Source organism: Micromonospora sp. NPDC053740 (genome assembly GCF_040677775.1).
Lineage (GTDB): Bacteria > Actinomycetota > Actinomycetes > Mycobacteriales > Micromonosporaceae > Micromonospora > Micromonospora alfalfae.
Genome location: NZ_JBFASO010000002.1, coordinates 496,572 through 507,763, shown reverse-complemented (window position 1 = coordinate 507,763; position 11,192 = coordinate 496,572). Strand labels below are relative to the sequence as shown.

The following is an 11,192-nucleotide window of genomic DNA, read 5'->3' as shown; positions in this document are numbered from 1 at the left end:
ATGTCGTACCCAGAGATCCGGCCCCGCCGGCCCCGCCGGCTGCGCCGCAACCCGGCGGTCCGCCGGCTGGTGTCCGAGACCCGGGTCGACCCGGCCGAGCTGGTCGTGCCGATGTTCGTCAAGGAGGGGCTGACCGAGCCCCGCGCCATCGGGTCGCTCCCGGGGGTGCTCCAGCACTCCCGGGACTCGCTGCGCAAGGCGGCCGTCGAGGCGGTCCAGGCCGGTGTCGGCGGGATCATGCTCTTCGGCGTGCCGGAGCAGCGGGACCCGACCGGCTCCGGCGGCACCGACCCGAACGGCATCCTCAACGTCGCCATCCGCGATGTGGTGGCCGAGGTGGGCGACGCCACGGTGGTGATGAGCGACCTGTGCCTCGACGAGTTCACCTCGCACGGGCACTGTGGGCTGCTCACCCCCGACGGCGAGGTCGACAACGACTCGACCCTGGCCGCGTACGCCGAGATGGCGGTGGCCCAGGCCGCCGCCGGGGTCGGCATGGTCGGGCCGTCCGGGATGATGGACGGCCAGGTCGGCGTGGTACGCCGGGCCCTCGACGCCGCCGGCTACCAGGACGTCTCCGTGCTGGCCTACGCGGTGAAGTACGCCTCCGCCTTCTACGGTCCGTTCCGGGAGGCGGTGGAGTCGGCGCTGGAGGGCGACCGGCGCACCTACCAGCAGGACCCGGCCAATCTGCGTGAGTCGCTGCGCGAGGTCGCGTTGGACGTAGCCGAGGGCGCCGACCTGGTGATGGTCAAGCCGGCGCTGCCCTACCTCGACGTGGTGTCGGCGGTGCGGGCCGCGGTGGACGTCCCGGTCGCCGCCTACCAGGTCTCCGGCGAGTACGCGATGGTCGAGGCGGCCGCCGCGAACGGCTGGATCGACCGGGAGCGGGTGATGCTGGAGACGCTCACCTCGATCAAGCGGGCCGGCGCGCAGGTCATCCTCACCTACTGGGCCGTCGAGGCCGCCGGCCTGCTCCGCCACCGCTACTGACGGTCGCCGCCCGGCGGCCGAACCGCAGCACCCTGCGCTTCGCCTGCCGCCCGGCAACACCGTCACCTGTCACGTCACCTTTGCTCTGCTTCCACAGAGGCAACATTCAGAGCTCCGCTGTGTTGCGTCCGATGAAGCAGAGCAAAGGTGACGTGGTTTGCACCCGGTCCCTGACTCCCTTCAGTTGTCCACAGGGTTTTCCACAGGGATTGAGTCTGACGTTCGGGGCGGTAATCGTTGTCGCATGGCTTCGGCGCTCGATCCTCCTACGCCCCCCGGTCCCACCGTCGGTCGGTTCCCCATCGCCGGCCTGGTTCGTCGCGCCCGCCGCATCAAAGGGCTGAGCCAACGCCAGATGGCCCGGTTCGCAAAGGTCTCGCCCTCCACGGTGGGGAAGGTTGAGGCTGGCAGCCTGACACCGAGCCTGGCCGTGCTCGAGCGCTTGCTCGGTGCGGCCGGGCTCTATCTGACCGTGGTGGACCAGGAGGGCAGGCTCGTTCATCCGATGGCCGACCGCGAGGACGTTCACGACGCCGCGGGCCGCCGCTATCCCTCGCACCTCGACACCATTCTCGACCCGGAGGAGGGGGAGTGGTGGGGGGACATCTACGGGCTGGCCCGGCCTCCGGAGACCTACCACCGCAGTTCCGCTGACCGCGAGGCGCGACGGCGACGCAGCCAATGGGAAGTGCGGGTGGCGCAGCACCGCGACGTGCCACCCCCACCGATGGTGCACGACTACTACTGACTCTTCGAGCACAGGGCTGGGTAGACGACGAGCGGTCCGCCGTCCGAAGAAACCTGGACGGCGGACCGCTGACGGCGCCCGGCGGTTCAGTCGTCGTTGGTGATCGTTCCGGTCGCGAGTGGGTCAGCCAGCCGCAGGCCGGGTACGCCGGCCACCAGCAGCGTCAACTTCTCGTCCGCCTCCCGCCTGCGGTCACCGCGTACGGACACCGGGAACGTCACCGACGTCTGCCCGGCGGCCAACACCTTGCAGCCGGCGTACGGGTCGAAGTCCGAGCCTGCCTGCGCCGTGAGGCCGACGGTGGCGGCGCAGAGCAGCACCGACTGGGACAGCGGCCGAGAGACGGTGGCGGTGAAGGTGAGCTGCCTGGTGCCCTGGTTGCCCTCGGCCACCGCCGTGTCGGCCACTGTCAACGACGCCCGGGACCGGAACCGGGCCACCTGCGGGTCGTGGTCACTGGAACCCCGCGACCCGTCACCGGCGAACTCCGCCGGCCAGTCGGCGTTGATGTGCGCCGCCCGCACCTGCACCAGGTCGCCGTAGAACGCGTCGTTGACGAACAGGTGGTCGAGTGTCTGCGCCTGCCCCTCGAAGCTGTACGAGTAGGCCGAGGCCGGCACGTCCGCGACGAGGTTGTCCCACAGGTTGTGCAGGCCCGCCTCGTAGAGCGGGGCGAGCTGGTCCGACGGCGTGGGCTGGTCACCGGTCGCGCTGAGTTCCTGGTGCCCAAAGGGCAACGGATCGTCCGGGCGGGGGAACACGTTCAGGTCCCCGCCGTAGACCACTCGGGCGGTCTGATCGGCCGCCTCGATCGCGGTGACGATCGCCGCACCGTAACGCGCCTGCTCCCGCCGCTGCCCGACCCGGCTGTCCGGACCCGAGGAGTAGTGGTTGCTGAGGGCGTACAGGGTGAACCGCTCGGTCGAGCCGGGCGCCGCGGCCACGCTGAACTTGCCCAACTGCGGAGCGCGGGTGAAGACGTTGCTCCCGTCCCGACCGGTCGAGGTGTCCACATCCGCCGGCAACACCGCGTTGAGGGCCTTCGGGTTCTGCACGTCCGCGTTGGTCGGCAACCCCGCAGCCCGATACTGAACGGTCGGCGCCGACCCCAGCAGGGGGTCCGCCGCCGTCGCTGCCGCCAGCGACACCCGGTCCGTGCGGTACAGGAACGCTGCGGTGATACCGCGGGCGTCCGCGCCGGTCCGGTCATAGGCGGCGGCGTACGCGGGCCCGCCGGCCGCCGCGACCGTGAGCGCCAACTCCTGGATGCTGTCCGGAGCGCCATCGGCGTTGTTGGTGTCGCCGCAGCTCAGAGCCGCCCCGGAGACCGTGCATATGTCCTGGTCCTCGGCCTCCTGCACCAGGATCAGGTCCGGTGCGTGCAGGTCCTTGACGATCTGGTCGGCCAGCGCGGCAAGTTGCTCGCGGTATTCCGCCTCGCTGCCCGGGACGTAGTCGAACGGCGGGGCGACGCCCACGCAGCCGGCGTTACCGGCGAAGTCGCAGCCGTCGAACGGGTCGTCGCGGTAGTCGTACAGGTTCTCCACGTTGTAGGTGGCCACTGCCACCTCCTGCGACCGGTCGGCCGGCTTGGGCGGGTTGTTCTTCGACGGGTCGGCCCCGGCGGCGAACTCCGCCCGCTCGACCTGGACGCCGTACTTCTCGAACGAGTAGTAGACCCCGCCCACCGCGTCCGCCCGCAGCGTGTCGAAGGTGTGCGCCGGCGGGAGCAGCGCGGCGCTGTCCCCGGCGGTGGCCTTCACGCCCATGCTGCCGAGCAGCGTCCGCTGGCCGTTGCCGTCGTCGAAGCGGCGGGTCGGGTCGTTGTCCAGTGGGTGCGAATCACGGAAGACCCGCCGAGAGTACGGGTCGGCGCGGTCCAACAGCGGGTCGTCGCGGTCGACCACCCACAGCTCCGCGTCGGCAGTGGAGGAGAAGACGTCCCGGCCGCTCACCGCGCCGCTGCCCGCGCGTACCCGCATCCGGGAGCCCTCGTGCCGCTCCCAGAAGCGCTGCGCGTCGGTCAGTACGGCCGGCGGCAGCGCGTCGGTGACCGCGACCGCGGTGTCCACGACCAGCCCACCGCCGATCCGGCGGACCAGCGACGCGCCGGAGAGCTGGGTGAAGTTGTAGTACTCCGACACCCGGGCCCGCAGCACCACCTCGTCGCCGACAGTCGGCACGTAACCGCCGATCAGCGAGGTGAACGTGCCCATGAACACGAAGATGCCGTCGGAGCTGGTCGGGTCGCCGTCGGTGTCACCAACGCGGCTCTGCAGGAAGAAGCCGTGCTGCTCGGCCCCCGCCGAGGTACGTGCCACCGTCAACTGGGTGATCACGCCGCGTACGTCGTACATCGTGCTGCTCGTGCCGTTGCCGCTCGCCGGTGCGAGCGGTGACCTGTCGCCCGGACCGGACTCGGCGTCGGTGGTCGGACCCTGCACCTCACCGACGGTCAGCTCCCGGGTCACCTGCACGACCAACGCGCAGCTCGCGGTGCCACCGCCGGCGTCGGTCGCGGTGAGGGTGACGGTGTAGGCCCCGGCGGCGAGGTCGGCGCTCACGCCGACCGTGGCGCGGGCGGTGCCGCCCACCCCGTCGGCGGGGCTGAACGCGGTACGGGTGATCGAGCCGGAGGTCGGGGTCGGGCTGATCGCGGTCACCGCCAGGTCGACGATCGTGTCGTCGGGGTCAGCGGCGGTCACCTCCCGGCTCGCGGCCGTGCCGGCGGCGGTGACCAGCGCTCCACCACAGGTCAGCGTGGCCGGCACGTCGACCGGGCCACCTCCGTCCACCGAGTGCGCGCCCAGCCCGTCGAACGTGTCGACGGGGAAGCCGGCCCACTGTGCGGCGGGGTCGAACGCGTCGGACGGGTCGGTGTCACCGGCGGCCACGCTCGGCAGCCGGCGCATCGTGTTGTCCGCGGTGCTGGTCACGCCGGCGCCCCACTCGGTGCCCGGGTCGACGCCCACCTGGCCGATCGAGTCGAGCACCGTGGTGCCCCGGCGCAGCACTATCGCGTCGTCACCGTTGAAGAGGCTCGCCCCGGTCGTCTGGTCGGCCTGGGCGAGGATGGCGGCCCCGGCCGATGCGCTGGCGAAGACGAACGCGTCGCCGGCCGCCACGCTGCCGGTCAGGGCGATAGTGGTGGCAGTGGTGGCGCCGTTGAAGTAGAGCTGCAACTGGTAGCCACCGGCCGCCAGGTCGACGGCGGTGCCAGTGCCGTTGAACAGCTCGATCGCCTTGTTGTTCGACGAACCCTCGACGTACTCCGAGATGAACAGGTCGGTGGGCGCGGCGCTGGCCGCGGTGGGTGCGACGCCGAGCGCCGTGACTGTCACGGCGGCGGTGGCGGTCGCGAGCGCGGCGATTGAGCGGCGCGGGCGCATAGGGCCTCCACGATGGGTGGATGGGGGTCAACGCACGTTAAGGTGCGCGACTGTCCACCGTCCATCCCCTAATGGACAGTTTCGTGAATTCCTCAGCGCGGCGGATCGAGGCGGTGCACCAGCTCAGCGACATCGACGCTGTATTCGCACCAGTCCCGGTCGGGGCGGTAGCCCAGCTCCGCGTTGACCTTCAACATCGCCTCGTTGGCCTGCGCGTTCCAGGTCTGCACCTCGATCAGCTCCGGCTCGGCGGAGCGCAACTCCAGCAGCATCCGGGCCTTGATCGCCCGATCGATGCCGTAGCCCCGGTGATCCTGCGCGACAATCGTGTCGTACTGGTCGGCGCGGGTCGGGTGCTGCGCCGGCACCACCACCTCGGTCAGACCGCCCACCTCGCCGCTCTGCTCGTGCCGGGCGAGCACGATGTACGGCTTCATGCCCCGCCGGTGCAGCGTGTCGAGGCTGTCCCGCAGCCGCTCCGGGTCGTAGGAACTGGGGCGCAGCTCACCGTCGTCGACGTCGCGCACCTCGGCCTTGGCCCGCGCGTACGCCTCGATCAGGTCGTCCGGCGGCCCGCCGGGGAAGAACTCCAGCTGGTAGCCCGAACCGATGCCGGTGGCCATCTCGGCCAGCTCGGCCCAGTCCACAGCGGTCAGGTCGAGCACGCTGCGCGTCTCCACGTACTCCCGGTTGAAACCGAGCGACTCGTAGAACCCGATGGCGGGCGTGTCGCCGACGACCTCGACCCCGATCGACCGGAAGCCCTCCTGGTAGACCCGGCGCGCGGCACGTAGCACCAGGTCACGGCCGAGCCCGGTGCGCCGCGCGGACGGGTGCACAAGCACCTCGAGCACACCGATGTCACCCAGAAGGAGTACGTGCACCTGGCCGAGCACCGCGCCCGTGGCACCCGGGGCGGTCGGCTCGGCCTGGGCGATCCAGGAGATCCGCCGCTCGCCGGGCATCACCTCGGCGAGGTATTCCCGCAGCGAAGTCTCCCGCCAGGGCGGGTCCTGCGGCAGATCGGCCGCCAGGACCGCGTTCAGCGTGGCCAACAGCGACGCGATCTCGGCGGACGACGCGGTCCTGGGGTCCCACTCGCGCACCATCACCCGTCTAGCTTGCCGCTAACAGAGGCCCGGGGGAAGTGTCCAGACCTCCAAGGTATCGAGACGATCACTTCATGGCCGACTGGCCCGTCCGTACCGGTTCGCGGTGTCGTAGACGTCCTGGGCGTACCGCCGTACGTCGTTGTAGGAGAGGATCGCGTTCCACCAGTCGCCCGCAATGCTCAGGTTTCGACCGCCCTTGCAGAGGTAATTGCCCGCTGCCAGGGCGGCGTCGTCCAGGTCGTGCGGGTCCTTGCGGCCGTCGTTGTCCGCGTCCGCGCCGATCTCCTGCCAGGTGCTCGGGATGAACTGCATCGGGCCGATGGCGCGGTCGAGGGTGGCGTTCCCGTCGAGCGCCCCACGGTCGGTGTCGATGATCCGCATCCGACCCTCCTTCCCGTCCAGCGGCAGGCCGAAGATGTTGGGCACCGCCTTGCCGTCCTGCCCCAACCGCGCCCCGTTGGTCGAGCCGTGATCCGATTCGACCTTTCCGATCGCGGCCAGCGTGGTCCAGCTCAGCGCACAGCTGCGGTTGGTCTGGGCGAGCACCAGCTCGGCGTAGCCGTACGCCTGCATGGCGACCGCCGGGATTCCGACCTTGGCACCGACCTGCTGCGCCCAGCCGGCCAGGGCGTCCGACGGTCGGCCACCGATCACCGACCCCGTCGGCAGCCCGTTGCCGGGCAACCCGCCGGTGGGCAGCGGAAGGGTCGGCAGCGGCCCGGTGGGCAGCGGGCTGGTCGGCAGGCCGGACGGCACCCCCGGCGCGGCGACCCCGCTCGGCGTGGCCGAAGCGTCGACAGCGACCGGGCGCGGCGAGCGGATCGCGGCTGGCACCAGCAGTGCTCCCGCCGCCCCGGTCGCGGCCACCAACGCCAGCAGGAAGACGCCGGGCACTGTCAGCCGACCACTCGGCCGACGTGCCCAGGCGCGGGTCGCCTGGGCCGCCGCGGCTGCTGCCCGGCGCGGCGGCAGACGTACCGCATGGGCGAACTGCACCCGGCGCCGGCGGGCCGGGTCGGACGCCGGCACGACCGGGATCTCATCCACAGTGGTCTTCGCTGGACCCGCGGCACCGGCGTTCGCTTCGTCAGTTGGCGTGTCGGCGCTCGACGCGCCGGCCGTCTTCGGCGCGGCCGGGCCACTGGCGCTGCCGTCCGCCTTCGCATCCCCGGCTTTCGCGGTCTCGGCTTTCGCGTCCTCGGCTTTCGCGTCCTCGGCTTTCGTGGCGTCCGCTTTCGCGGTCTCGGCTTTCGCGTCGTCGGCTTTTGCGGTCTCGGCCTTGGCTGCCTCGGCCTGGGAAGCGGCTGCGGGGCCTGCGGTCGGGACAGATTCGGCAGGGATCTTCGTGCCGGTGGCGCGCGCGTCCGGATCGGACCCGGCGGCGTCGGCTGCGGTGGGCTTCGCCGCTGGCGGAGCCGGCGTGGCGGCCGGTGGCGTGGCGGCCGGCGGCGTGCTCGGCGCGCCTGGGGAACGCCCGCTCAGCCAGGGGCGGCGGGGGCGGGGCACATTGCGCGCCAGGTCGGGCGCGGCCCCGGAGCCTTCGAGCGGCCCGTCCAACGGCGCGGCCGGTCGTAACGGTTGCACACGCGTGTCGTCCTCGCCGTCCACCACCTGTCGAGTATCACCCATGCTCCGCGAACCGTCAGATCCACGTACCCTGGGTGCATGCCCCGGTACGAGTTCCGTTGCCGCGCCTGCGGCGACACCTTCGAGGTCAACCGTTCGATGGCGGCGGCCGGTGAGCCGGCCAGCTGCCCTCAGGGACACGCCGACACGGTCAAGCTTCTGTCCGCTGTCGCGGTCACCGGTCGCAGTGGCGGTGCCGGTGGCGCCCCGGCACCCGCCGCTGGTGGCTGCTGCGGCGGCGCCTGCGGCTGCTGATCGGGCCAGTTCGCCGCCGCCTGGTGGGCCGGCCTTGCCGGGAGCGGGCCCGAGTGGCACGTTGAGGCGGCACTTGCCCGGCCGTTCTCACGATGTGTGATCGTTCGGACTCAGGCAGCATGAACCCGACGTCACGGGCGGAGGTTCCTCGCATGTCGCCACGGATCCAGCTCCCGAGCGGTTGGGTGACCTTCGTATTTACCGATATTGAGGGCTCGACCCGGCTGGCTCAGCTGCTCGGCCCTGACTACCGCCCGGTGCTCGCTGAGCATCGACGCCTGCTGCGCCGCACGCTGGCCAGCACGGGCGGCGCGGAGCTGCTGACCGAGGGCGACTCGTTCTTCCTGGCCTTCGAGGAAGCGACCGCGGCGATGACCGCGTGCCTGACCGCCCAGCGGGCACTGTCCAGCCACGACTGGCCCACCCCTGAGGCCGCGCCCCGGGTGCGGATGGGCCTGCACACCGGCTATGCGGAGCCACGCGACGGCGAGTACGCCAGCCCCGAGGTGCACCGGGCTGCCCGGGTGGCGGCCGCCGCGCACGGCGGGCAGGTGCTCTGCACGGCGTCCACCGCACGTCGGGCCGAGCCGATGCCGCCGGGTGCGACCCTGCTCGACCTGGGCCTGCATCGACTACGCGGCTTCGACGACCGGGAACGACTGTTCCAACTTGTCGCCCCGGGTCTGGAGCGGCAGTTCCCCCGGCCCCGCACCGCCGACGCGGTGGCGCACAACCTGCCCACCCAGGTGACCTCGTTCGTCGGCCGGCAGGCCGAGCGCATCGAGCTGGGCCTGCTGGTGCGTCAACACCGCCTGGTCACCGTGCTGGGCGCTGGCGGCGCGGGCAAGACCCGGCTCGCTGTGGAGTTGGCCAGCGGAGTTGTCGAGGCGTACCCGGACGGGGTCTGGTTTGTCGACATCGCCTCGGTGACCGACCCGGGGCTGGTGGCGTTCGCCATCGCCGCCGTGCTCGGCCTGCGTCCCGAGCCCGGTCGGCCGATGCTGGACACCCTCGTCGAGTACGCGGCAGGCCGTCGGATGTTTGTCGTACTGGACACCTGCGACACCCAACCGGCGGCCTGCGCCGAGGTGATCGCGCGTCTGCTGTCCGGTGGGAGTGGCGTACGGGTGCTGGCCACCAGTCGTGAGTCGTTCAGCCTGCCCGGCGAGGTGGTGTGGCGGATTCCGCCGCTCTCGGTCGACCGGCGCGCGGACGGCGCGGAGAGCGACGCGGTGGCGCTTCTGCTGGACCGTACGGCGGCCGCGCGTGGTGGTCGACAGCCGGACCCGGCCGAGTCCGCCGACTTGCGCCGGGTGGTGCAGCGGTTGGACGGCCTGCCACTCGCCATCGAGTTGGCCGCCGCCCGGCTACGGGTGCTCTCCGTCGGCCAGCTCGCCGAGCGGCTGGACGATGTCCTCGGCACCCTGGACGCCGGCCGGCAGGACCCGGATCCGACACCGGTGGAGCGGGGCTGGTCCGGCAACCAGCAGGACACCGTGGACCTGGTCGCCGCGGCGGCCGGGGCGTCACCGCCCACCCCGGCGAGCCGGGCGGTGCAGCGCTCGGCCACCGAACGGCATCTGACCATGCAGGCCACCGTCACCTGGTCCTACCGGACGCTGGGGCCCCGGGCCGCCCGCCTGCTGCGGTGGCTGGCGGTCTTCGCCGGCCCGGTGGACCTGGCGACGGTGGAGTGGCTGCTGGGTGACGATCCGCTGGACCCGCTCTCGGTCCTGGTGGACAAGTCGATGGTGTTGGCCGAGCCGCGTGCCGCCGGCAGCACCTACCGGATGCTCGACCCCATCCGCGCGTACGCGGCGCGGCGGTTGGCCGAGGCGGGCGAGGAGCAGGCCGCTCGGGACCGGCACGTGGCGTGGTCGGCGCACGCGTTGGACCGGGCCCACCTGGGCCAGGACGGCCGACCGGTGACGCTGTCGTTGTATGCCCTCGATCCACTGGCCGGGGAGCTGCGCGCCGCGCTGCGCTGGTGCGCCACCGGCGGCAGCGCCCGTGCCGGTCTCGGCCTGGCGGGCGGCCTGGACCAGTGGTGGCTGGAGCGGGGCCTGGCCCGCGAGGGGCGGCTGTGGCTGTTCCGGCTGTACGGACGCATCGCGGAGACGGGGGAGCGGATCCCGGAGGCGGAGATGGCGGCGGCGTACCACATGCATTCGCTGCATGCCAGCGCCGACGGCGAGTTCGCCGAGGAGCTGCGCTACTCCCAGCGGGCGGAGGCAGCGGCTCGGCAGGCCGGCGACGCCGGGTTGCTGGCCCGGGTGCTCGCCGGCAGGGCCGCGCCGCTTGTCGACATGGGGCAGTTCGTCGAGGCCGAGCGGGTGTGCCGGGAGGTCATCGACTGGGCGCACGGGCAGGACGTGGTCGGCGAGGCGCTGTTCGCGGTCTTCAGCCTGGCCGAGCTGCTCTGGCGGCGGGGGGCCCTGGAGGAGGCTGCCGAGCTGCTGGGCGCGGTGCGTCCAGTGGAGGCGGCCCGACCCGTGGAGCGGGGCCGGCGTTCGGTGGACATGCTGCTCGGCATGGTCGCGCTGGCCCGCGGCGACGTGATCGCCGCACACGAGCATCTGCTGGTGGCGCTGCGCTCCCGGATGGGCCACGGCTACCACGGCCGGGCGTGCGACACCTTGAACGCGGTAGCGGTGCGTTGCGCGATCGGCGGAGAGCGGTTGACGGCCGCCCGCCTGTTCGGGGCAGCGCAGGCCACCAGGGCGAGCATGCGTGCCACCCCGGGCATCTTCGGCGGTTACTGGGCGGAGCAGCAGGGGGAGTTGCGCGCGGCGCTGGGCGACGCGGCCTTCGACGACGCGTACGGCGAGGGTGCGGAGCTGGGGCTGGACGAGGCCGCGGCGCTGGCACTCGACGTGGAACACCCGGACCTGGCGGCGGACTCGACCCGCTTCAGCACCGGCCTGTCCCAACCGACCCCCCGCCGTCCCGCCGACCCCGACCGCCACCCCGCCACCCGAACCGAACGCGCCTGACCCCACCCACCCCCTCTTTGTCGATCATGAAGTTATTGCCCCGCGGCGCGGCGGGTCGCAGCGATAACTTCATGAT

Annotated in this window: 7 protein-coding genes; 4 read left to right on the top strand and 3 right to left on the bottom strand. The window is 72.2% G+C overall.

What is annotated here, in order from left to right:
- Both hemB and AB0K35_RS06935 read left to right on the top strand, forming a co-directional pair.
- The gene (gene hemB / locus AB0K35_RS06940) at positions 1-993 is read left to right on the top strand and encodes a porphobilinogen synthase (protein ID WP_363884149.1); all 993 of its coding nucleotides are present in this window, start codon (positions 1-3) and stop codon (positions 991-993) included.
- Positions 994-1,237: 244 nt separating this feature from the next.
- The gene (locus tag AB0K35_RS06935; protein ID WP_363884147.1) at positions 1,238-1,741 is read left to right on the top strand and encodes a helix-turn-helix transcriptional regulator; all 504 of its coding nucleotides are present in this window, start codon (positions 1,238-1,240) and stop codon (positions 1,739-1,741) included.
- Positions 1,742-1,827: 86 nt separating this feature from the next.
- Here AB0K35_RS06935 and AB0K35_RS06930 read toward each other — a convergent pair whose 3' ends face one another.
- The 3 genes from AB0K35_RS06930 to AB0K35_RS06920 form a co-directional block, all read right to left on the bottom strand.
- Entirely contained in the window at positions 1,828-5,130 is a 3,303-nt protein-coding gene (locus tag AB0K35_RS06930; protein WP_363884145.1) for a lamin tail domain-containing protein, read from the bottom strand.
- A 92-nt stretch (positions 5,131-5,222) separates the two neighbouring features.
- Complete coding sequence (locus AB0K35_RS06925; protein ID WP_238667158.1) at positions 5,223-6,239, bottom strand: GNAT family N-acetyltransferase; 1,017 nt, start codon at positions 6,237-6,239, stop codon at positions 5,223-5,225.
- Positions 6,240-6,311: 72 nt separating this feature from the next.
- A complete protein-coding gene (locus AB0K35_RS06920; RefSeq protein ID WP_363884143.1) occupies positions 6,312-7,871 on the bottom strand; it encodes a lytic murein transglycosylase in 1,560 nt (519 codons plus the stop codon).
- Between the two features lie 36 nt (positions 7,872-7,907).
- Between AB0K35_RS06920 and AB0K35_RS06915 the strand changes: the two genes are divergently transcribed.
- Together AB0K35_RS06915 and AB0K35_RS06910 are read left to right on the top strand one after the other, a co-directional pair.
- Entirely contained in the window at positions 7,908-8,123 is a 216-nt protein-coding gene (locus AB0K35_RS06915; RefSeq protein WP_238666924.1) for a zinc ribbon domain-containing protein, read from the top strand.
- Positions 8,124-8,275: 152 nt separating this feature from the next.
- Positions 8,276-11,116 carry an adenylate/guanylate cyclase domain-containing protein gene (locus AB0K35_RS06910; protein ID WP_363884140.1) on the top strand — a complete coding sequence of 947 codons (2,841 nt, stop codon included), beginning with the start codon at positions 8,276-8,278 and terminating at the stop codon, positions 11,114-11,116.
- Positions 11,117-11,192: the final 76 nt, after the last annotated feature.

Coding starts and splice junctions, on each gene's coding strand:
- hemB (WP_363884149.1), top strand. CDS start 1: ATGTCGTACCCAGAGATCCGGCCCCGCCGGCCCCGCCGGCTGCGCCGC.
- AB0K35_RS06935 (WP_363884147.1), top strand. CDS start 1,238: ATGGCTTCGGCGCTCGATCCTCCTACGCCCCCCGGTCCCACCGTCGGT.
- AB0K35_RS06930 (WP_363884145.1), bottom strand. CDS start 5,130: ATGCGCCCGCGCCGCTCAATCGCCGCGCTCGCGACCGCCACCGCCGCC.
- AB0K35_RS06925 (WP_238667158.1), bottom strand. CDS start 6,239: ATGGTGCGCGAGTGGGACCCCAGGACCGCGTCGTCCGCCGAGATCGCG.
- AB0K35_RS06920 (WP_363884143.1), bottom strand. CDS start 7,871: ATGGGTGATACTCGACAGGTGGTGGACGGCGAGGACGACACGCGTGTG.
- AB0K35_RS06915 (WP_238666924.1), top strand. CDS start 7,908: ATGCCCCGGTACGAGTTCCGTTGCCGCGCCTGCGGCGACACCTTCGAG.
- AB0K35_RS06910 (WP_363884140.1), top strand. CDS start 8,276: ATGTCGCCACGGATCCAGCTCCCGAGCGGTTGGGTGACCTTCGTATTT.